This window comes from Oceanobacillus sp. FSL K6-2867 (genome assembly GCF_037963145.1).
Taxonomy (GTDB): Bacteria; Bacillota; Bacilli; order Bacillales; family Amphibacillaceae; genus Oceanobacillus.
In genome coordinates this window covers 1,062,136-1,082,543 of record NZ_CP150144.1, presented here as the reverse complement: position 1 = coordinate 1,082,543, position 20,408 = coordinate 1,062,136, and the positions used below count along the sequence as shown (strand labels likewise).

At 34.1% G+C, this 20,408-nt stretch carries 25 protein-coding genes and 2 pseudogenes; 21 read left to right on the top strand and 6 right to left on the bottom strand.

Going from position 1 to position 20,408, the window contains the following annotated elements; genetic code table 11:
* The first annotated feature begins 113 nt into the window (after positions 1 to 113).
* A complete protein-coding gene (locus tag NSQ77_RS05265) occupies positions 114 to 668 on the top strand; it encodes a hypothetical protein (protein ID WP_339229322.1) in 555 nt (184 codons plus the stop codon).
* Positions 669 to 801: 133 nt separating this feature from the next.
* Here NSQ77_RS05265 and NSQ77_RS05260 read toward each other — a convergent pair whose 3' ends face one another.
* Positions 802 to 1,383: a PepSY domain-containing protein gene (locus NSQ77_RS05260; protein WP_339229320.1), complete on the bottom strand. Its 582-nt coding sequence runs from the start codon at positions 1,381 to 1,383 to the stop codon at positions 802 to 804.
* Between the two features lie 419 nt (positions 1,384 to 1,802).
* Between NSQ77_RS05260 and NSQ77_RS05255 the strand changes: the two genes are divergently transcribed.
* Together NSQ77_RS05255 and NSQ77_RS05250 are read left to right on the top strand one after the other, a co-directional pair.
* Positions 1,803 to 2,444, top strand: a complete 642-nt coding sequence (locus tag NSQ77_RS05255; RefSeq protein ID WP_339229318.1) for a DUF1565 domain-containing protein — start codon at positions 1,803 to 1,805, stop codon at positions 2,442 to 2,444.
* Between the two features lie 104 nt (positions 2,445 to 2,548).
* Positions 2,549 to 3,666 (top strand): annotated as a pseudogene (locus tag NSQ77_RS05250) (transposase).
* Between the two features lie 207 nt (positions 3,667 to 3,873).
* On the opposite strand, the gene NSQ77_RS05245 reads toward NSQ77_RS05250, so the two are convergent.
* Positions 3,874 to 4,077, bottom strand: a complete 204-nt coding sequence (locus NSQ77_RS05245; RefSeq protein ID WP_339229317.1) for a hypothetical protein — start codon at positions 4,075 to 4,077, stop codon at positions 3,874 to 3,876.
* 213 nt (positions 4,078 to 4,290) lie between these two features.
* Here NSQ77_RS05245 and NSQ77_RS05240 point away from each other — a divergent pair, with 213 nt between their 5' ends.
* The 9 genes from NSQ77_RS05240 (at position 4,291) to NSQ77_RS05200 (ending at position 10,034) form a co-directional block, all read left to right on the top strand.
* Complete coding sequence (locus NSQ77_RS05240) at positions 4,291 to 4,743, top strand: MarR family transcriptional regulator (protein WP_339229315.1); 453 nt, start codon at positions 4,291 to 4,293, stop codon at positions 4,741 to 4,743.
* 23 nt (positions 4,744 to 4,766) lie between these two features.
* A complete protein-coding gene (locus tag NSQ77_RS05235; RefSeq protein WP_339229313.1) occupies positions 4,767 to 5,294 on the top strand; it encodes a GNAT family N-acetyltransferase in 528 nt (175 codons plus the stop codon).
* 694 nt (positions 5,295 to 5,988) lie between these two features.
* On the top strand, positions 5,989 to 6,387 hold the full coding sequence (locus NSQ77_RS05230; protein ID WP_339229311.1) for a hypothetical protein: 399 nt from the start codon (positions 5,989 to 5,991) through the stop codon (positions 6,385 to 6,387).
* A gap of 296 nt (positions 6,388 to 6,683) precedes the next feature.
* Positions 6,684 to 7,169, top strand: coding sequence for a GNAT family N-acetyltransferase (locus NSQ77_RS05225; RefSeq protein WP_339229309.1), 486 nt, complete (start codon positions 6,684 to 6,686; stop codon positions 7,167 to 7,169).
* Between the two features lie 84 nt (positions 7,170 to 7,253).
* A complete protein-coding gene (locus tag NSQ77_RS05220) occupies positions 7,254 to 8,042 on the top strand; it encodes a hypothetical protein (RefSeq protein WP_339229307.1) in 789 nt (262 codons plus the stop codon).
* Between the two features lie 31 nt (positions 8,043 to 8,073).
* Positions 8,074 to 8,433 carry a DUF4181 domain-containing protein gene (locus NSQ77_RS05215; protein WP_339229305.1) on the top strand — a complete coding sequence of 120 codons (360 nt, stop codon included), beginning with the start codon at positions 8,074 to 8,076 and terminating at the stop codon, positions 8,431 to 8,433.
* Between the two features lie 96 nt (positions 8,434 to 8,529).
* Entirely contained in the window at positions 8,530 to 9,027 is a 498-nt protein-coding gene (locus NSQ77_RS05210; RefSeq protein ID WP_339229303.1) for a GNAT family N-acetyltransferase, read from the top strand.
* A gap of 42 nt (positions 9,028 to 9,069) precedes the next feature.
* Positions 9,070 to 9,306 (top strand): hypothetical protein, encoded by a 237-nt coding sequence (locus NSQ77_RS05205; RefSeq protein ID WP_339229302.1) that lies wholly within the window; start codon positions 9,070 to 9,072, stop codon positions 9,304 to 9,306.
* A gap of 146 nt (positions 9,307 to 9,452) precedes the next feature.
* Positions 9,453 to 10,034 (top strand): DUF4256 domain-containing protein, encoded by a 582-nt coding sequence (locus NSQ77_RS05200; protein ID WP_339229300.1) that lies wholly within the window; start codon positions 9,453 to 9,455, stop codon positions 10,032 to 10,034.
* Between the two features lie 77 nt (positions 10,035 to 10,111).
* On the opposite strand, the gene NSQ77_RS05195 is transcribed toward NSQ77_RS05200, so the two are convergent.
* Entirely contained in the window at positions 10,112 to 11,500 is a 1,389-nt protein-coding gene (locus NSQ77_RS05195) for a PLP-dependent aminotransferase family protein (protein WP_339229299.1), read from the bottom strand.
* A 244-nt stretch (positions 11,501 to 11,744) separates the two neighbouring features.
* Between NSQ77_RS05195 and NSQ77_RS05190 the strand changes: the two genes are divergently transcribed.
* The 4 genes and pseudogenes from NSQ77_RS05190 to fosB form a co-directional block, all read left to right on the top strand.
* Entirely contained in the window at positions 11,745 to 12,458 is a 714-nt protein-coding gene (locus NSQ77_RS05190; protein WP_339229297.1) for an AzlC family ABC transporter permease, read from the top strand.
* Entirely contained in the window at positions 12,455 to 12,787 is a 333-nt protein-coding gene (locus NSQ77_RS05185; RefSeq protein WP_339229296.1) for a branched-chain amino acid transporter permease, read from the top strand. Before NSQ77_RS05190 ends, NSQ77_RS05185 begins: the two co-directional genes overlap by 4 nt.
* Positions 12,788 to 12,868: 81 nt before the next feature.
* A complete protein-coding gene (locus tag NSQ77_RS05180; protein WP_339229295.1) occupies positions 12,869 to 13,324 on the top strand; it encodes a hotdog fold thioesterase in 456 nt (151 codons plus the stop codon).
* 201 nt (positions 13,325 to 13,525) lie between these two features.
* Positions 13,526 to 13,839 (top strand): annotated as a pseudogene (fosB, locus tag NSQ77_RS05175) (metallothiol transferase FosB); the annotation flags it as partial.
* 246 nt (positions 13,840 to 14,085) lie between these two features.
* On the opposite strand, the gene NSQ77_RS05170 reads toward fosB, so the two are convergent.
* The gene (locus tag NSQ77_RS05170; RefSeq protein ID WP_339229293.1) at positions 14,086 to 14,541 is read right to left on the bottom strand and encodes a YfmQ family protein; all 456 of its coding nucleotides are present in this window, start codon (positions 14,539 to 14,541) and stop codon (positions 14,086 to 14,088) included.
* Positions 14,542 to 15,076: 535 nt separating this feature from the next.
* Here NSQ77_RS05170 and NSQ77_RS05165 point away from each other — a divergent pair.
* The 3 genes from NSQ77_RS05165 to NSQ77_RS05155 are packed head-to-tail and all read left to right on the top strand — an operon-like array spanning position 15,077 to position 17,346.
* Entirely contained in the window at positions 15,077 to 15,784 is a 708-nt protein-coding gene (locus NSQ77_RS05165; RefSeq protein ID WP_339229291.1) for a hypothetical protein, read from the top strand.
* 56 nt (positions 15,785 to 15,840) lie between these two features.
* Positions 15,841 to 16,497: an HAD hydrolase-like protein gene (locus NSQ77_RS05160; protein ID WP_339229290.1), complete on the top strand. Its 657-nt coding sequence runs from the start codon at positions 15,841 to 15,843 to the stop codon at positions 16,495 to 16,497.
* A 60-nt stretch (positions 16,498 to 16,557) separates the two neighbouring features.
* Complete coding sequence (locus NSQ77_RS05155) at positions 16,558 to 17,346, top strand: GNAT family N-acetyltransferase (RefSeq protein WP_339229288.1); 789 nt, start codon at positions 16,558 to 16,560, stop codon at positions 17,344 to 17,346.
* 68 nt (positions 17,347 to 17,414) lie between these two features.
* On the opposite strand, the gene NSQ77_RS05150 is transcribed toward NSQ77_RS05155, so the two are convergent.
* Complete coding sequence (locus NSQ77_RS05150) at positions 17,415 to 17,888, bottom strand: hypothetical protein (protein ID WP_339229286.1); 474 nt, start codon at positions 17,886 to 17,888, stop codon at positions 17,415 to 17,417.
* 148 nt (positions 17,889 to 18,036) lie between these two features.
* Here NSQ77_RS05150 and NSQ77_RS05145 point away from each other — a divergent pair, with 148 nt between their 5' ends.
* Entirely contained in the window at positions 18,037 to 18,525 is a 489-nt protein-coding gene (locus tag NSQ77_RS05145; protein ID WP_339229284.1) for a hypothetical protein, read from the top strand.
* A 325-nt stretch (positions 18,526 to 18,850) separates the two neighbouring features.
* Here the strand turns inward: NSQ77_RS05145 and NSQ77_RS05140 are convergent, their stop codons facing one another.
* Complete coding sequence (locus tag NSQ77_RS05140) at positions 18,851 to 19,201, bottom strand: hypothetical protein (protein ID WP_339229282.1); 351 nt, start codon at positions 19,199 to 19,201, stop codon at positions 18,851 to 18,853.
* Positions 19,202 to 19,388: 187 nt separating this feature from the next.
* On the opposite strand from NSQ77_RS05140, the gene NSQ77_RS05135 reads away from it, so the two are divergent.
* On the top strand, positions 19,389 to 20,210 hold the full coding sequence (locus tag NSQ77_RS05135) for a TIM barrel protein (RefSeq protein WP_339229281.1): 822 nt from the start codon (positions 19,389 to 19,391) through the stop codon (positions 20,208 to 20,210).
* Positions 20,211 to 20,408 lie beyond the last annotated feature (198 nt).

Here is a 20,408-nt window from a genome sequence, read left to right as displayed (position 1 = left end):
GTATTTTACAGCGGAGGATTTTATTGTTCTGTGGTCTTAGCCTGCTTCCTAAATAAAATTACATAAATTAATCATAAATCCATAAAATAAGCCTGAAAGTTAGGAGGGGTTTTGTGGATTTTAAAGAATATCGAGATGAAATTTATGTGAAGACAGAAGAATTTAATGAGCTTATATCGAACTACTGGAATGATTATTCCAATTTTGGTACATGGCAGTTCTGGGTAACACTGCTGGTTTTTATTCTTCCATTAGTTCTGCTTTACTTTACAGTGGATCGAGGCAGAATTTTTGAGGTGTTTTTCTTTGGCTTTATGGTACATATTTTATGGACTTACGCCAGTATAATTCTTGAAAAATATAATTTCATGTTTCATACATTCTTTCTCGCACCCGCACTGCCATATTCTTTAAATATAACAGTGTCCATTCTTCCTGTAGGGTTTTTACTTTTATATCAGTATACAACAAAGCATAAGAAGAACTTTTACGTATATGCTGTTCTGTTAAGTGCCGTATTTGCATTTGGTTTTGCCACGCTGGAAGAATGGTTGGGTTTATTGGAGCTTCATGAGGGAACCAATAATTTCCATATATTCCTTGTTGATCTTGCCGTAGTTTTTCTATCCTACTGGTTCACATTGTTTGTAAAAAAATTAGAAAGATAAGAATGTCAGCCTGCTCTACAGAAATTTATTACTTAAACCATTTTCCCGGGACAAAAAAGCAACGGCTGGTGGAAAAGTCCATCCTAAAAGTGAAAGGTATCACTTTTAGGATGGGGAAAAATGGTGCTTTTCATTAAAGATTGCCGTTGTATACCTGTCCATCACCGTTCATATCAATGATTTTCAGAAGGTTGTCGTGTTTTAGGAAAATAGTTTTAAAGTGCTTATTCCCGTCACCGTCAACAAGGAACATTATACGGTTTCCTGAATTGTCAGTAACCAGATGAAAAGTCAAATCTTCTGCGTCTACCTGATTGATAATGGTATCGTACTCTTCAAGTGAAGTAACAGCAGCTGATTCATTCGAATAGTTACTTTCATCAACAGAGTGTTTCTGACCAGTTTCTTCCTGCTTTTCTTCTACAATATTTTCAGTCTTCTGCCCAGCAATTTTTCCCGTTGCTGCATCAATGTTAAATTCATACTCGTTTACACTGCTTTCGATTTGAACTTCATAATAATTTTCATCCTCTTCGAAGGAAAGTTCCACTTCTTGCACGAATCCTTCCACTTTTTTGAATGCTGTCTGGATAGCTTGCTCTGCAGTAATTGTTTGATTCTCCACGATGTTATTGTCATCCGATGCTCCCACAACTGCGGCACCACCCAAAGTAACCATTGCTGCTACTGTCCCAATCAAAAGATTTTTTTTCAAATTTCATCCTCCTTTATTTGTCTTAATATAATAGTAACTATTAGAAATAAGATAATAGTGATAAGAAAATTAGAATTTGATTAGAATTGAAGAATAACCGAGTAAATGTAATTTAAATAAAGAGTGAGAGATTTGAAAAAACGAGACCATCAAAATTAAAATGAAAGAGGTAGGTAATATGTTATTATTTGGGTAAAGTCGTATCCGTTTCGCTAGAACTTGCTACGATTATTTTGCTGGTAGGTAACATTACAAGGAATTTGGAATTGATTTAGAAGAACAGAAATAGAACGGAAAGGTTGAAATACATAAACATTTTTTATTTTAATTAGATGACCTTAACCTTTTGAAGAAATAGGAAAGGACATAATATCCAGTAGATACTAAAGCTATGTCCATTTGAGAAAGGGAATGTTTTAATGAAGAAAATCTATTTTATTCTTTTGGCTGCAGCTGCTATCATAATTATATTTGTTTTAAACAATAAGTTTGATAAGCAGGACCAAGCTATTTACGTAGCTATAAATGGAGATGATCAAAATCCGGGGACAAAATCAAAACCATTTCGCACACTAAAAAAAGCAGCGTCAGAAGCAATTGCGGGAACTACCGTCCTCATACGAGAGGGAAAATATAAGGAAAAGCTTGTCGTCAAACATAGTGGCACCAAATCAAATCCAATTACTTTTAAAGCCTATAACAAGGAGAAGGTTATTCTTAGTGGAAGAGATTTAAAGGATGTTGAAGGGGATACATCCTTAGTTACGATAAATAATAAAAACTATGTGACCATCAGTGGAATAATTATCCAGGATTTATCTACTAATTTAGCAGATGAAACAGTGATGGGGATTTATGTAACAGGATCTAGCAACCATATTACATTAGAAAATAACAATGTGCAGCGGATTGAAACCAATGCAGATGATGGGAATGGTCATGGGATCGCTGTATATGGAATTGACACAATGAAAAATATAATTATTTTGAATAACACGATAGAAGATTTAATAGATTTCCGAAAGAAGTCTCCCATCCTCAAGGAGTATGAAGGGCGTTAGCCCAACGAGTAGGCGGGAGATGAATTTCGGTTGGCGATAGCCAAGGTTCCCTTACTATGATATAATAAGAACATATATTCTATATTAGGGGTAGGTGAATGGATATGACCAAGCAAAATAAAGCTTTCAAATTTCGATTATTACCGAATAAAGACCAGGAAATATTTCTTGCTAAAACTTTCGGGTGTGTTCGTTTTGTCTACAACAAAATGTTAGCAGACCGTAAAGAAACGTATGAGAAATACAAAGATGACAATAAAAAACTCAAAAAACAAAAGTTTCCGACTCCTGCTAAATATAAAGAGGCATTTCCATTCCTAAAAGAAGTGGATTCATTGGCCTTGGCAAATGCACAGATTAACTTGCAAGAAGCTTATGAAACTTCTTTGAAGGCCGTGCAAAATACCCAAAATTCAAATGCCAAAAAAATAAACAATCTTATACAACAAATATGGTAAATGAAAATATCAAATTGGAAGATAGTCATATCAAATTGCCCAAAATAAAAAAGACAATAAAAATCAAACAGCATAGAGAAATTCCTACGGATTATAAAATAAAATCCTGTACGATTACCAAAACAAAGTCAGGAAAATATTATATTTCTATTTTGACAGAATATGAGAAAGAGATTAAGCCTGTAAACGTTCAACATGTTATTGGATTAGATTTTGCCATGGATGGTCTCTATGTTGAAAGCGAACAGGGTGAGAAAGCCAATTACCCTCGTTTCTATCGTCAATCATTAGACAACCTAGCAAAAGAACAGCGTATCCTATCCCGCAAAAAGAAAGGTTCTGCACGTTGGGAAAAGCAACGATTGAAAGTAGCTAGATTGCAAGAAAAAACGGCAAATCAACGTAAAAACTTCCTGCATCATAAGTCAAAAGAATTAGCTTCAGACTATGATGCTGTCATTATGGAGGACTTAGATATGAAGGGGATGTCTAAGGCCCTCAACTTTGGTAAAAGTGTTCACGATAATGGCTGGGGTATGTTCACTACGTTTTTAGAATACAAACTAAAAGAACTGGGGAAGCAACTAATAAAAATTGACAAATGGTTTCCTTCTACTAAAAGATGTTCTCGTTGTGGTGCAGAAAAAATCATGTCATTATCTGAACGTACCTATCAATGTTCTTGCGGTTATGCGGCAGATCGTGACCACAATTCAGCGATCAACATCAAAAAGGAAGGGTTACGCATATTGGGATTCGTATAAAAACAAAACTCTTGGAACAAGAGGGTTAGCTCGGTCCGTTTTCGTTAGCTAGTAAAAGTAACGATAAGTCGAGAAGCCCCCACTTCAAGCAGACCGTAAGGTTAGCTAAGTGGTAGGTAGTTCACACATCTATTGTCACTATGATAATTTATAAATTGCAGCTTAAAAAAGATGTTTGTCCTGCACTGCATCTTTTTTTGTTTATTTTTAGTTCTTTTTCTTATCTCCCGCGCTGCCCATCAACATAAATAATCGAATTAGAATTACGGCTAATATACATTTAAAAAGTCTATCTCCCCAATTAATTGGCAGCTCTCTTAAAAAGTCTATAAAACCAGCTACTCCACAAATAATTAAAACACCAAATAGAAAAAGAAAAATTTCTTTTAATAAGATATTCGTTTTTGGCATGATTACACCTCAATTGTAAAAGAATACTGCTATTCTATTTAGTTTAAACTATTTTTTTCTATATTTGTATGATTGGTTTACTGGTTAATAAATGTTATGGCAGTTGAGGCAAACTATAAGAGATTATTATTTTTTGTTGCAAACGCAACAATTTTAGAGTAAAGTTAATAATAGATTTTATTGCATTTGCAACAAAATTAAAAGGAGCTGAATATGATAGAAATTCTTAGAGAAATTGGAATGATAGCAAGGGCGTTAGATTCTATAAGCAATATAGAATTTAAAGAATATGAGTTAACAAGAGGACAATATTTGTATCTAGTCCGAATATGTGAAAATCCAGGTATTATTCAGGAAAAGTTAGCTGAAATGGTAAAAGTAGATCGAACCACAGCAGCTCGTGCTATAAAGAAGCTTGAACATAATGGCTTTATTGAAAAAAAGAAAGATAACCATAACAAAAAAATTAAAAAGCTCTTTCCAACCATAAAGGGGATTAACGTATACCCTTTTATCAAAAGAGAAAATGAACATTCCAATAGTGTTGCATTAGAGGGATTATCTGAAACAGAAATCGATACGATTTTCAATTTACTTCAAAGAGTTAGAATGAATATTGAAAAAGACTGGGAATTTGTTAAAAAAGGTAACAAGCGGGATTATTGATATTTAAAGGGAGAGACGTAAAAATGACTATGGATTTAAAAAAATGCACTATCAAAGATTTACATACACTTCAAAAGATTAGTTGTGAAACATTTAATGATACATTTAAGAAGCAGAATTCGCCAGAAAATATGAACGCTTATATGGATAAAGCATTTGATCTAGAACAATTAGAAGAAGAATTGTCTAATATGTCTTCGCAATTCTTTTTTGTTTATTTTAATAATGAACTCGCTGGTTATTTAAAGATTAATACTGACAATGCTCAGTCTGAAAAAATGGGTGAGGATGCCTTAGAGGTGGAGAGGATTTATATTAGAAATAAATACCAAAAAGTCGGTCTTGGTAAATATTTATTAAACAAAGCTATTGAAATTGCTATGGAACTTAGTAAAAGGAAAATTTGGCTGGGTGTATGGGAAAACAATGAAAATGCTATTGCCTTTTATAGTAAAATGGGATTTATTAAGTCTGGAACTCATTCATTTTATATGGGGAATGAAGAACAGATTGATATTATAATGATTAAAAACCTGATAAATATCTCATAATGCAGCGTTTGTAGATAGAAAGATATAAAATATCTTCCCGCCATTAGGGCGGGTTTCTCGAATGCTTCCTATTGATTAAAGATAAATTCTTCTCTGTATTTGGAGAATCTTTGTCTTCTTTAGTCCAATTAACAATGCCCTTCAACTTGGTTGCTTGAGCAGAGAGAGGGAAATTCTGATGTTGAAAAGCTGGACGGAGTTCTAATTCCTTTTCTTCCACAGTAAATAATTCAAAATCTGATGATAATCTTGGGTCATCTCTGTACGTTTCTACCTTCACTATTACTATATCTTCATCCCCGATATATTTAAGATCCATACTGAAAACATTATAGGTATCCCGTTCCGGCTCAACATTTTTTCTTTTAGGTGTATCAATAATTACTTCTCATTGATTTGATCTTGTTAAGGATGGTAATTTCTCTAGGGAAGCTGCTATACCACTGATGGGGAACAATAGAATTGATAAAATGGCGGATACAATCAATATCTTAAAAGAAAATCATAGCTGGATCACCTCCTTGCTTTCACTACAGTTTGATAATCAATTTGATAAATTATTCAAAGAGATTGCTATGCATAGGTTTTTCAAGAAACTGAACAGAGGTGATAGATATAGAAATAAAAGTATATTTATTAATCAAATTGGACATTACTTATATCTATATTTGATTAATAAAGGACCGATGATACAATGTCTAGTCACTCCTACAAAAAGGCGATATTGTACTCTCAAAGAATTATGGAAGAGAAATGTAATGTCGCTGAAATAGAAAATAATATTGTGACGTATTTACATGCAAATGATTTGGAAGTTGTTAAGAAATTTTCAGATCTTGGTTATTACAATCCAATGCGTACCGGATTGAATGAACTAATTAAATATCTTATGAATACGAATCAACATATTGATGTAGTAGCATTTTATTCCTTCGATTATTTAGGAAGAGATAAAATGAGACTTCGTTATTTATTGCCTAGAATAAAAGAGTATGTTCCCCAGGTGATGTTGATTGAGAACCAAACTAGCCTGTATCCTGACAGCAAGTTGAAGCTTCAGCTCAATACGGATATATGGAAAAAGATTATATAACTGCAGTATTAAAGGCATAACAAGCTCTAGTTTATAAAACTCCCTAATGATTTTAAATACTTTATAATAATTAATTGCCCTGCCAAATAAAACGGTATGGCAATTTTTTGTTTTAATATATGAAAAGTGGGTTATTTTAGGTGATTATTTGAAAAAAGATTTCCAAATAATTATGATAAAATGAGTTTGGAGTTTGTTCGGAATTGTTTTAAATTAAAATGATAGTACAGAGAAAGAACATTTAATTAATTTTAGGGTGATAGAATGTGGTTAATTAATCGGGGAGAAGAGGAAATATGTTTGAAACTGAGAGATGTTATATTAATCTTTTTAGGAAAAATGATTTTGCCGATGTAAAAAAAATATTTTTAAATGAGGATGTGAGAAGGTACCTGGGTGGTATACGGGATGAGGAATCAACCTCAGCGATATTAACCAGCATGCTAAATTCGTCGGATGAAGCATTTTATTGGGTAATAAGGGAAAAACAATCCAATAATTTTATAGGCTTAGTTTCATTAGATCCTCATCATAATAGTATTTTCCTTGAACTATCCTATCAATTATTACCGAATTGGTGGGGAAATGGTTATGCAACAGAGACAGCCAGAACAATAATTCATTTCTCTCTATATGAATTAAAACTAAAAAAAATAGTCGCGGAAACTCAATCTGCAAATATAAGTTCTTGTAGCCTCTTGGAAAGATTAGGTATGCAATTAGAATATAAGATTATTCGCTTTGGTGCTGAACAAGCGATTTATTCAATTAAACCATCTTAGATTTTTTCTAATGGTGAATAGTATTTCAATAAAAGGGCCAGAGGTGTGGCGTAAACCTAGCCAATTTCTAGGGGAGGTTTGTTGGTGGGACTAAAACAAAATATAATAAACGCATTTCTTTATTTGACAACAAAGCTAGCAGGTGCTGGTTTTTTATACTCAGTAATGTCTATTTATTTTTTAATTGCAACTGGTTTCGATTTATATGAATATGTTGAAGAAACATCTCATGGATTTCTATTGTATACTGTTTACGTTTATGGCATTGCGTGTTCAATAATTATTGATTTAATTACATATAAGATTCCCAAGAAAAACTATTCTGTAAAAATCTTGCTATATATCGTTGCCGGCTACGCTTATTTCATGGCACGTGAATTAAGTGTCATTATGTTCATTGCTGGTACAGTCGGAGCTTTGTGCTCCGTACTATTTTATTTTGGAACTTATAAATCTTTTCGTTCTCAAACGTTTAAATATACAGTGATCATTGCACCTTTGTTTTTTATAATTCTATTGAATTTCGACTTTACGGAAAAGGAAAACTGGGTTGAAGTAGGGAGTGATCACTCTTATACAGCAACTTTTGAATATTTTAATGGAAAACATGAAATACCTATTCATTTAAAGGAAGGTCAGACCATTACCGTTTTTCATGATTTTAACAATACGAATGGAGGAGGACATGGATTTCATGTACTAAACGAGATAAATAATTTAGTAGGGATGACAGAAGTTAATGAGAAGAAGGTTAGATTAAAGGTTCAAGATTCTGGTGTTTACAGAATAGTTGTAACAGGTGATGATGTCAAAGGAAGCTTTATCGTAACCTGGGAAATAGAGAAAGATGATAATAATGAATCGATTAAATAATGATTAATGAATGCAAAGAGAGGATTTAAAGGTGGTATCCATTTTAATCATTTTATTCAGTATTCTTATCTTAGACCAATTTATAAATAGGAGTCTAATCAAGAAATTGCATATTGAAAAGGCGGAATTAGAAAGTAAATATGTAAACAAACTACATAAATATGGTGAGAGGGTACTCTACTGGTCTAGTTTTATTGTGATGATTATTTCAATACAGGAATTTCATCATCTCAGGTTATTCATTTTTATTGGTATGGCTATTTTATTCGCTTTCCGTACCATTATGAAATGGAATTTTATGAAAGAAAGCAAAACGTATTTTCTAAGTGCTGTAACTTGTGGATTATTTATTGCGGGATTAATTGTTTATGGTGTAACACATTACGTATAATTTATTGATACTATCCACGGGGCACAGATATTATATATTTACATATTTAAAAGGGAAAAATTATTGTATTCAGTCAGAAAAGAGGGTCTTGATTAAATGATGTCATTAAGAAATGTGCAAACTACAGATTTAGAGCAGCTGTTACATATTGAGAATGAAGGTTTCTCAAAAGAAGAGGCTGCTACAAAAGAAGCGTTTATTAAGAGAATTCAATTGATACCCGATACGTTTATTGTTGCGGAAAAGGAAGGGGAAGTGCTTGGTTATATTAATGGGCCGATTATTCATCAGCCATATATAACCGATGACCTTTTTGAGGAAATCAAAGCGAATCCGATAGAAGGCGGATATCAGAGTGTCCTAGGATTAGCGGTGTCCAAACAGGCTAGGAATCAAGGAGTTGCTAGTGTTTTAATGGACGCAATGGGGGAACTCGTAAAAGAAAATAATAGAGAGGGAATCACATTAACCTGTAAACAGGAACTAGTTGCTTTTTATGAAAAGCTTGGATTTGTTAACCATGGCGTTTCTGAATCAAAACATGGTGGGGTACGCTGGTATAATTTGGTCAAAAAAAGAGAGGATATGAATTGAAACTTTTCTGAGTACGTATTAGGAGACTTAGGAGGGCCTAAATTGAAAGAAACAACAGATACGTCAGATTTTGAAAATACGTTAAATGCGGTAGATAATCTAACAGAGGAAGATGCCAAAGCATTTTTGAAATTAATATATGCTAATTTAGATATATACAAAAATGGAAACGGAAACTATACGATTGAAAAACTGGTAGAAGAAATCTCGTTTTTTTACAGTCAAAAGATAATAAGGGCAGTTGAATTAAGAAAGGCTAAAAAAGAGAAATCCAGGTAGTGTAAGGTAGTGTTTCTTATGAAAATTATTAGGGATCCTAATTTATAAAAAAGTTTGGTACAATGATGCTAAATGATGAATCCCATTATTCAATTAATGTACAAGAATGGATCTGCAAACTGAATCAAGCTATTAGGAGGAAACATATGACACAGGAAAATGAAATGAACGTTAACAAAGAGTTAGCACCGGAACAGCGTGACGAATTACTCAGCGTATTGAAAGCCCGTTTTGAGAAAAACATGCATCGCCATCAAGAGATTGAATGGGAGGATGTCCAAGCAAAACTTGATGTTAACCCCGTAAAACTTTGGTCACTAAACGAAATGGAAAAAAGCAGTGGTGAACCAGATGTTGTTGGTTATGATAAAGAGACGGATGAGTACATTTTTTATGATTGTTCAGCGGAAAGTCCTAAAGGCCGCAGGAGTGTTTGTTATGACCGTGAAGCACTGGAGGCAAGGAAAAAGCACAAACCCGAAAATAGTGCTATGGATATGGCAACGGCGATGGGAATTGAACTTTTAACGGAAGAGCAATACCGAGAGCTGCAGAAACTGGAAGACTTCGATAAGAAAACATCCAGCTGGGTGCAAACACCTGCTGATATTAGAAAACTCGGTGGTGCTCTTTTTTGTGATCGTCGTTACGACACTGTCTTTGTGTATCATAATGGAGCAGATTCCTACTATGGCGCAAGAGGATTCCGCGGCTCGCTAAGGGTTTAAGTTTTATGGATAGTAAAAGTTAATTTGTATTTCAATTCTAATCTGTAGTTTTATTTAAATAAAAATAGGATTAAACATTAACCCAGGTACTGTTTTAATATGTTTAATCCTATTTTCAATTCATCAACTGATTTTGTTGAGGAAAGGGCAATTCGTAAATACTTATCTGGCGTAGTCTGCCCGCTTAAAAAACGATCAGAATGAAAGACTCGGATACCACGCTTTTTTAACTCATTTTCCAACTTATCTCCATAATGATGCCCTTGAACAGAAAGCCAACGATAAAAACTAAGTGGATGTCCAAAATTCCCGCTAGAAGGAAAGTATTCCAAATAAATGTCATTTGTTATTTGTGCAAGCTGTTTCTTTTGCATAACAATTTCCTGGGCTTTACCTGATAAAATAAGCTCTGTAATCACTTCAGCATCTAAAGAAGAAGTTTTGACATTTATATTAAAAATCGCCCGCAAGATCCTTTCACGCAATGTATCCCCATAGACCATATAGGCAACTCTTAGTCCGGAACATATAGATTTTGAGGTTCCGCAAATATAAACAGTCTGTTCGGGAATTAAATGGAACATTGGACCTTGGTAATCCGAAATGATACCCGCAGTCAAATATGCATGGATATCATCCTCAATTAAAATTAAACGATGCTTACGAATGATATTTGCTAACTCCCTTTTTCTAAAGTCTGGAATCATAACCGTTGTAGGATTGCAGCAGGAGGGCATAAGGAAAACTCCATGAATATTTAGCTGACTACATTGTTTATCAAGCTCGTCCGGTAACATCCCATCTTGGTCTCCGAGAATGGGGACTAACTGGATATGCAAGATTTTTGACAGCTCTATGAAATTGGAATAGGTATATAAATCAGTTGCAATTCTATTTCCAGGTTCAAACAAAGCGGTTAAAGCAATCGCCAATGCATTTTGAGTACCAGAAACAATTGCTGTATGCTCTTGATCCGCTTCTATACCGAAAGATTTCATCCAATTAAGTGCGGCTGCTTTTTGGTGCGCAATCCCAGTAGGTTCATTGTAATTGAGCAATTGTTCCAAATAGCTTTTTTCTATCACTTTTGGAATGATATCTTTAACCACAGTATTCGTTTCTTCAAAGGACGCAACAAACCCAAACTCGATAAGGTCTTCCGTGCTATCTTTAGAAATCGTAATAGATCTGGTGGCATTAGGAGCTACAAAGGTACCACTTCCAGTAACCGCATAAATTAAACCTCTTTTTTCACATAAATTGTAGGCACGAGTAATTGTAGTAAAATTTAAGTCAAGAAAATCTGCCAGCTCTCGCTGTGGCGGTAGCTTTGTACCAGGTGCTAAAAAGCCATTTACTATATCATTCTCCAGCAAGGAAGCAATGGAAGAATAAAAGGGTCGCTTCAATATACTTTTATCAGGTTTCCAAGACATTGGATAATTATCAAATGAATTAACAGGCATCTCACACACCTCTACTTTCTGTGCATACAATCATATCATTTATTGTATGTATTTTAACCTGAAAGTCTTAGCTTGAATTACAGATTACTAAAATTCGTATGCAACATAAAAGAGAATAACAATTTTTATCTTATTAATTATATATCTTTTTCAAAAAATTGTAATCCATACAATTGTATTATACATTGTATGGATTTTCTATGATAAGATGGATAAAATGTTAACCTTGCAGGATGTGAATTGTATGAAGAAAAGAACAGAATTAATAATTGCATTTCGAGTGGCTTATCCAAAAACATTGCCGATTTTTGCAGGATTTGTATTTTTGGGTATTGCTTATGGATTCATGATGAATTCATTGGGATTTAGCGCCATTTACCCTATCATCATTAGTCTTATCGTATTTGCAGGTTCGGTGGAGTTTGTGGCAGCGAGTTTATTAATTGGCGCATTTAATCCACTTACCGCTCTTTTTCTAACGTTGACAGTAAATGCACGTCATTTATTTTATGGTCTTTCCATGCTCGGCAAGTATGATGGACTTGGGAAGAAAAAGGGCTATATGATTTTTGGACTTTGCGATGAATCATTTGCTATTAATAGTACGATCGATGTGCCCAAAGATGTTAATAAAGGCTGGGTTATGTTTTTTGTCACATTGCTTAACCATTTCTATTGGGTATTAGGTGCAACGTTAGGCGGTGTTTTTGGTTCTTTTATCAATTTCAATATTGAAGGGCTTGAGTTTGTTATGACTGCCCTATTTGTCGTTATCTTTCTTGAACAGTGGATGAAGGAAGAAAAGCATACTAGTTCACTTGTAGGTCTTGGTGCATCTATTGTCTGTCTCTTGGTTTTTGGAGGGAGTCATTTTATTATCCCTGCAATGATAGCAATATTGGGGGTTCTTACTTTATCCAGAAAATCCTTAGAGAAAGTTGAGGCTGAAGCTGCATGACGATGAGTGTGACACAGCAAATTATTATGATTGCAATGGTTGTGTTAGGTACGATGATTACCAGGTTTCTTCCATTCCTTGTTTTCCCAGCCGGTAAACCAACACCAAAATATATTCAGTATCTCGGTAGAGTGCTCCCAGCAGCAGTATTAGGTCTTTTAGTTATTTATTGTTTTAAAGATATAAGTGTGTTTGCTGGAAATCGTGGAATACCAGAATTTCTTTCCGTAGCTGTAGTTGCGTTATTACACGTTTGGAAAAGACAAATGCTTCTATCAATAGCTGGTGGAACGATTGTTTATATGGTTTTAGTGCAACTTATTTTTTAATGCGTTAATTGCTCCAACTTCTTTGAGTTTTTATACATCAGTGCTGGGAGTGAAATATAAAATACAAAGGAGTAATTCCAGATGGGGAAGCGAATTGATGAGAATCAAATCTATGAAAAAAATTACGAGCAAATATTAAATCATGTAAAAAATGATCCATATGCACAGTCGATTGGAATTCAGTTAACAAAATTTGAAGCGGGCTTCACTGAAGCAATATTAGAAGTGAAAAGTCATATGGTAAATGCTTATGGCACAGTTCATGGAGCTATTATTTACGCTTTAGCAGATTATGCCTTTTCGGCAGCTTGCAATGCCTATGGAAAAACATCTCTCGGGGTAAATACAACCATACAGTTTATGGAATCAGCTAAGCCTGGAGACAAATTAGCAGCCCGTGCAACAGAGGTAAAACGGAATTTTCGTACAGGATTCTATCGGATTGAGGTTTTTCATGAAGACAATCTGATAGCGACTATGGAGGCAATGTCTTACCGAAAGGATCATTATTTTATTGATATTGGAGAACAAGACTAAGTTATACGATTGTAAAAGAAGAGCTGTCTGTCCTAAAGGCAGCTTTTTTCCTTGGTTTTGCAATAATATACTATATCCCCAAAAAGCTTTAGATGTATATTGATATGAGAACTACGCTTGAAAGGAGTTTTCATCATGGATATAACATCTTTTATTATATACTGCTTTATTGTGACGGTTACCCCGGGGCCCACGAATATAAGCACTGCCTACTTTGATTTAAATGTAATGTGGCTTGCTCTGAATGAAGAGAAAGCTATACCCCGTAATGACATAAACCAATCGTACACACATATCGCCTTTTCAATTGAAGAACAAGAATTTGATAAAATGTACGACAAGCTAAAAAGATTAAATGTAAACATCTTGTCAGGCCGGCCAAGAGATGAGCGAGATAAAAAGTCTATTTATTTTATGGATCCAGACGGCATAAATTTGAGTTTCATACAGGGACATTACAAGACAGATTAGATTACTATAAGCAGGAGAAAACACATATGGGTTTTTTTGATTGAGAGGATTTGTTAATTAGATTAACGATTGAATCTTTAGCTAAGGAATTAAATAAAGTGCAGCTATTGGACTAATAGTTTATATTTCAGTATATTACTAAACATTTAATTTGAATTATATTGGAAAACAGAATGTAAGAGGAGGTAGCTTTACAGCCACCTGATTTAGTAGCAGGTGGCTGTAAAAGAGTGGCATCTAGTTAGGATGGAGCCGAGAAGATGCATAGATATAGATCAGTTTTATTCAAATCAGGCAGTTTCATTTATTCGGTATGAAGATGCAAATTGTTGCAGATATAAAGATCTAAGGTTATAAGATGCAACTTTTTTCTTCTTCTGCTTGACTACAAAAATGTGGTCATCTTTATTGTCATTATAAACAAAGAAATTAATTTCCTTGCTTCGCCTTTTTATGTTGATAATAAATGGAATAACTTCCGTATCTGGATTTAGATATAATTCTTCATTTCCCTGGAATATAGGATTACGATTTAAGAACTGTGCTTCATTAAAGTAGTCCGTAAATTTATCTTTTTCTTCCGCTTCTAATGGATTACCGTTAATTGTTACAGTAATATCTTTTGAATCAAGTTTTGGGTGCAGTTCAAATTTACTTAAGAACCATCCAACCAGAGCACTTGGAGGGCTCGTTAAAAATTTAAGAATTGCTCCAGCCACTATAACAAGAATACTTATCCAAGCCATTTCCTATCAACTCCTTGATGAATAACTTCAATTACCCGCAGTTTAATTCTCTTGGCAATAGATTAAGATTACCACAGCATAGGATTTTTAAGTTTGACAAAATTTTAACATTTAAATGTTAAAACCAAAAAAAGTCTAAGAAAAATAGACATTTGAGGCAGATTATGAATTTACTAATTTTATGACTCCGAAAACGACTATCTATATGAAAAATGTTGAAATAAATATGGAGAAGATGAAATGAAAAATAATCAGATTAGGCTACTGGGAATGAAAAAGTTGAAACTTATCTGTTTAGGTGATTTAAAGATAAGGTGTTTTTCTAGGAAAAGGTTATTTTTTTATACTCCCCAACCACTTCTTGCGTCTAGTTAAATTGGAAAGGCAGATTGTTTGAAGCATTTTAAATCGAGTTAGGACCACTATAGGCAACAACTTCGCCTTTATCGAACCCGAGATATATAATATTTTATATAGACAATGCAAGGGGTGGTTATACCTCTGTATGACTTGGGATGCAGAAAGGAATGGTTAAATGAAGTGTGTAAAAAGGTTTTTCTATTACGATGCAGCTCTACTAATATTAAGTCTATTGCTTGTCGGCTGTTCGAGCGGTATGAAGGAAGAATCAGAAGCAGTTCTTGCAGAAAGTGCCTCAACACTAGAAGAACCTGAGGAAATTAACGGTGCAGAGAAAAGCAGCCAAGATGAAGAGCTGGAGGACACGGAATCGTTGACAGAAAGAGAAAAAATTACAACGAATACTCCAAGTGAAGCAGCAGCAGAAGATACCAGCAATGACGATTCAGTTGCCACATCTGAGAGTGTAAAAGAAAATCGATTGTCGAAATATTCTTCTGAGGAAATTGAATATGCCCGAGTTTGGCTGCAGCTTGGTCCAGATCAAGAAATAGATGAATTGAATGTCTTACATATTCCAGCTGGTGAACCACTGAATCCAGATGATGATACCGATGTCAGTTATCCAGAGGATGTCATCCAGCTCAGTGGCTCTCGCATAGTTGATGGATCAGTAACTTATAGTGGTAATGGTGACGGCACAATTGATGTATATAATGTTCCATCACGCTGGTATGGTGGTTTTCCTCCTCCAGATGATATAGATAAAAATGAAATCATCGAGCAAATGGAAAATATTATTGAAAATACGGAGCTAGTATACATAGAACCAGTTACAGATGAGAAAATCATTGATTTAATTGAGGTGTTAAGCATTCATTAATATATAGCAGCATTGCTTGAGCGTAATCAGTAATTTTAATGGGAGAGGTAAAAAATATGCCGAAATCACTAATCTTTGATATGGATGGGACGCTTTTTCAAACAGATAGAATATTAGAGTTATCTCTTGACGACACGTTTAACTATTTGCGAACGCAAGGTAAATGGGAGGGGGAAACCCCCATTGAAAAATATCGGGAAATTATGGGCGTCCCATTACCTAAAGTATGGGAAACACTGCTGCCTGATCATTCCATAGATGTAAGAGAACAAACGGATGTTTATTTCTTGGAAAGATTAATCGAAAATATAAATAATAGTAAAGGTGCTTTATATCCTAATGTTAAAGAAGTCTTCAGTCATTTAACGAAGAATAATTGGTCCATTTATATAGCTAGTAATGGTTTAAAGGAATATTTAAAAACAATTGTAAGGTATTATCAATTGGATAATTGGGTTACCGAAACATTTAGTATTCAACAAATAAAATCATTGAATAAGTCAGACTTAGTACAGGATATTATAAAAAAATATGATATTTCCAACGGAGCAGTAATAGGAGATCGTCTATCAGATATAAAAGCGGCGAAAGACAATGGATTAGTTTCAATTGGTTGTAATTTTGATTTTGCACAAGTAGATGAGTTGGCCAAGGCTGACTTTGTTATCGATGACTTAATTGAGCTAAAAGAGGTTTTAGCTGAACTATTTTAAGATTAGTAAGCTATTATTATTTATAATAAATGAGTAATCTAGGCAAAGGGTTTGTTTACAATGGAAATGCTAAAGGAAACAGATTATTATCGCGTCCTACCTGTGTTAATAGAGAATTCGAGAAGGTGTCCAACATTTGTTTATTCTGTTGTGGACAACATAATCTCTGGAATTGTGTATGCAGATGATCAAGTTCAACCGACAACAGTTTTAATTGGTACTAAAAACGGTGTATATTTTATCGGTGGTAATGAATGCAACACTGCATTTAATGATGCATTTTTCACTTGGTACAAACAGCATACTAGTGAGAGAGCAAGATTCACTTTATTTTCAGCTACAGGAAATTGGGACAGTGTTATATGTCAGCTATTTAAAGGGGAAATATTTCAGATGAAGAGATACTCATTTGAATTTAACATAAGAGATTACCCAGTTATTAAAAAGCAGTTACCTGGTGGATTTACAATCAGGAAAATTAGCAAAGAAACCATTGAAATGAGTTCTCATTTTAAAAAGAGTTATTATGAACAGTATTGGGATGGGATTTCAAACTTCCTGAAATATGGGTTCGGTTTCTGTGTAATAAATGATGATAGGGAAGTAGTAAGTGAGTGTACTTCTATCTTTATCGGTCAATCCTTTGCAGAAATTGATATAGTGACACAGAATCAATATGCTGGGAAAGGTTTCGCATCTATTTTAGGAGAGCTATTTATTGATAAGTGTTCGGAAAGAGGATTAACACCTGGCTGGGATTGTGATGTGAATAATATTAGTTCCATAAAATTGGCTGCAAAGCTGGGGTTCGTTAAACCAGTTGAGTACTCAATATTTGTTGGAAAATAAATATCAGTGAGTTAAAAACTAAATTAATCTAAGAGAAATGGAGAATTCCAGATTGGTCTCCATTTCTCTTAAAAGGATGCTTCATTTAAAAACGTTTCATCTTTTCCTGATTTTTGATATAAATTAATTCGCTCTTTATCATTATTATTTTCATTAGGATTCCACCATTCAACTATCATGTAAATATCACTTAATTCATCGAAATCAATGTGTTCGTCACCTTCTAATGTGCCGGTCGTTTGCTCTCTAATGTCTGTGCGTCCAGAGACTGAGCCAGCATGAATTCTTTGATCTTCCCCATTAATAACAGCATATGTGTTGAAGCTAAAGGAATCTGTAATAAATTCATTTTTTTCCTTCATTATCAGCTTTCCATTTCCGATTTTTATTTCATCTGAGGTTAACATTATTTCATAACCAGTCAATTTCCAGATCTCACTCTCGCCCAACAGGGATAAATAATAATTCATTTCCAATTGCTGTTTCTGGCATGCAAATAATATGAATAACAATGGTACCAGACCGAGTAATCCCCTCTTCATAACGCAATCCTCACTTTCCTTACAGCTATTTCTTTCACATGAAATATAACTTAAGTTTTTTCGCTTAAAATCATTCCAAAAATTCTATTTATAATATAACATAAATTTAAGGGAAAAGATGGAAAGGATTAAGGGGTGAGATTGAGAAATGAAAAAGAAATTATGGATACCGATTTTAATTGCAGCAATTGCCTTTGGCGGGGCTTATTTGTATGTGAAACTGAATCCGCCTTTAGAGATTGGCACACTCGCTTCCAGTGAAAACAAACACGGGGTTGTTATAGGTGTTGGCAATAAAGGTCTTGGTGATTTAAAACAATTAAACGTTTCAATAAATAATAATGAAAAACCATCCACTGCAAATATACAGGTTAGCAATGCTTTACAAGGCTTTTTTATAACGAATGAATACAATCGTGAGGAATTTGACAAATATGGGATACGTGGTTTAGAGGGTATCACGATTAAAACTGGGACATCTCCAACAGCTAATTTTGAAAAGCAAGATGGTGGTACAGCCACTAAAGAGGACACCATTTACGGGATTACGGTTTTTCATAGCGAGCCCATAAGTGAGGTGCAGATAAAGTATAGTTATTTTGGAATTCCATTTCGTGATACAGTGATATTGAATTAACTGCAAAGGGCGAATTAGTTTGGAACTGTTAACAGGTATTATGAGCTTTGCAGCACTATTTACCATCTATGACGCTTTGAGAAAAATAAATACAAACTGAAGAGATTAGAAAACTTCAGGAAAAAGGGAACAGGAGTAAGAGGATTTTAATTTTAAAAGGATTAAAAGCCAAGAAGCAATCTGATAGAAGGGATTTATGAATTTAAATCATTTAAATTATTCTATGTTGAAGGTCACAGAGTATTTATGATCGAAGTTTTATCAGAGTAAATTTATTTATCAACAGACACTAAAAGGGCTAATTACAAGCCCTTTTTATTGCCATTTACGCCAATTCAATTTTATAAACGCCACGATTCGTAGTAATGACAAATGTCTCCCCATTAAATTCATAGAGAGAATCGTCCTGCAGGGGGATTTCATAACTGGATGATGGAAGTGGCGCGTTGCTCATTGTAGTTAGCGTTTCTATTTGCCCGTCTCCATTTAAAAGTAAATTATGTTTTGGTACGTAGTCATCGATTCTGCGCAAGTTTTGGTCATAGGAAATACTCTGCAGATTCAGTACTGTTTGATCGATATCTTCCAATTCATGCTTAATAATTTTAATCGTTCTTCCGCTCCACTGCTGAATTAAAGTGTTAAACTCTTCAACAGATAAAAATTCTTGATCCATAGAACCCCTCCTCACTATAAGTTCTCCTAACTTCTGCGAGAATATGCAGGCTGAAAAAGTAATGTCGCAAAAAAGGTCTGTATTAATGACAAGGATTTTTTATTTCCTTCTATATAAAATTATCTTTATATTTAGTATAATTAGAACCCAATACAGCTCTAATATTTGAGAGGAGAGTATACATAAAATGCATCATCATATAGGACTTTCTGGCAGTACAATTATGACAGATCCTGGGAGGTTCACTTTATTATTTGATATGGATAATGTGAGTCATATTGAAATTGGTGAGTTTCCAAGTGAGGATTCCTTTCGTTATTTCACAGAATTACTGGATAAGGAAAATGTAACATTTGGATTGCATTCTCCCTTGTACAGAAATCAAAGCAAATATGATTTGCTGGAAAAGGTAAATTACCAACCTGAACAAGCCTGGAGACAGTTTGAATCGGAAGTAAAATATATGTCCAAGTTAGGTGCGGCATATATTTTAGTTCACTTTCCTTATTTTAAAGAAGAAAAGGAAATAGATACTGCTAAATTGATTGAAGACGGGTTAATAAGATTACAACAGCTGCAAGAGAGATATTCGATATCAATTGTATGTGAACCAAAATTAGGGCTTAACAGGTCTGCGTTTGGGATTAAAGCACTTAATGATTTTCCTGTAGAAACTTGGGATAAATATGGAATAAAGCTTTGTATTGATATTGGTGATTATCTATTAGCGACTGGCGATGAAGCGAAGAGTTATATCAAAAAATGGAAAAAGCATATTATGGTAGTTCATCTGCACAATGTTGAGTTTCATAACAATAAATATATTTGGGTGCCTGTTCATCCATCACACGAATTAGATAACAAACATTTTAAAGTAGCAAATCTAATTTACGAGCTGTCGACAAATTCGGATGTGTTTTTTGTTTTTGAGCATACGCCACATACAAATCCAACAGAGGAATTTGTTAATGAGGGAATTAATTGGGTGAAAGATTTAATCGATGGCTAATCAAATGATGATATAACAGTGTTGTGAAGTTGACTTAGATAGAGCCGGAAACAAATTGTTTCAAGAGAGATGATGGTAAGAATGCTGCAAAATAGCGCACCAGAATAACGCGCAAGAATTAATCAGGCATTTCTTAAGATGAAGAAATTAATCTTGCAGCGTTGCAAAAAGCATGTATAGGAAAATATAAGAGATTCT

Coding starts and splice junctions, on each gene's coding strand:
- NSQ77_RS05255 (WP_339229318.1), top strand. CDS start 1,803: ATGAAGAAAATCTATTTTATTCTTTTGGCTGCAGCTGCTATCATAATT.
- NSQ77_RS05245 (WP_339229317.1), bottom strand. CDS start 4,077: ATGCCAAAAACGAATATCTTATTAAAAGAAATTTTTCTTTTTCTATTT.
- NSQ77_RS05240 (WP_339229315.1), top strand. CDS start 4,291: ATGATAGAAATTCTTAGAGAAATTGGAATGATAGCAAGGGCGTTAGAT.
- NSQ77_RS05235 (WP_339229313.1), top strand. CDS start 4,767: ATGACTATGGATTTAAAAAAATGCACTATCAAAGATTTACATACACTT.
- NSQ77_RS05230 (WP_339229311.1), top strand. CDS start 5,989: ATGTCTAGTCACTCCTACAAAAAGGCGATATTGTACTCTCAAAGAATT.
- NSQ77_RS05225 (WP_339229309.1), top strand. CDS start 6,684: ATGTTTGAAACTGAGAGATGTTATATTAATCTTTTTAGGAAAAATGAT.
- NSQ77_RS05210 (WP_339229303.1), top strand. CDS start 8,530: ATGATGTCATTAAGAAATGTGCAAACTACAGATTTAGAGCAGCTGTTA.
- NSQ77_RS05200 (WP_339229300.1), top strand. CDS start 9,453: ATGACACAGGAAAATGAAATGAACGTTAACAAAGAGTTAGCACCGGAA.
- NSQ77_RS05195 (WP_339229299.1), bottom strand. CDS start 11,500: ATGCCTGTTAATTCATTTGATAATTATCCAATGTCTTGGAAACCTGAT.
- NSQ77_RS05190 (WP_339229297.1), top strand. CDS start 11,745: ATGAAGAAAAGAACAGAATTAATAATTGCATTTCGAGTGGCTTATCCA.
- NSQ77_RS05185 (WP_339229296.1), top strand. CDS start 12,455: ATGACGATGAGTGTGACACAGCAAATTATTATGATTGCAATGGTTGTG.
- NSQ77_RS05180 (WP_339229295.1), top strand. CDS start 12,869: ATGGGGAAGCGAATTGATGAGAATCAAATCTATGAAAAAAATTACGAG.
- NSQ77_RS05170 (WP_339229293.1), bottom strand. CDS start 14,541: ATGGCTTGGATAAGTATTCTTGTTATAGTGGCTGGAGCAATTCTTAAA.
- NSQ77_RS05165 (WP_339229291.1), top strand. CDS start 15,077: ATGAAGTGTGTAAAAAGGTTTTTCTATTACGATGCAGCTCTACTAATA.
- NSQ77_RS05160 (WP_339229290.1), top strand. CDS start 15,841: ATGCCGAAATCACTAATCTTTGATATGGATGGGACGCTTTTTCAAACA.
- NSQ77_RS05155 (WP_339229288.1), top strand. CDS start 16,558: ATGGAAATGCTAAAGGAAACAGATTATTATCGCGTCCTACCTGTGTTA.
- NSQ77_RS05150 (WP_339229286.1), bottom strand. CDS start 17,888: ATGAAGAGGGGATTACTCGGTCTGGTACCATTGTTATTCATATTATTT.
- NSQ77_RS05145 (WP_339229284.1), top strand. CDS start 18,037: ATGAAAAAGAAATTATGGATACCGATTTTAATTGCAGCAATTGCCTTT.
- NSQ77_RS05140 (WP_339229282.1), bottom strand. CDS start 19,201: ATGGATCAAGAATTTTTATCTGTTGAAGAGTTTAACACTTTAATTCAG.
- NSQ77_RS05135 (WP_339229281.1), top strand. CDS start 19,389: ATGCATCATCATATAGGACTTTCTGGCAGTACAATTATGACAGATCCT.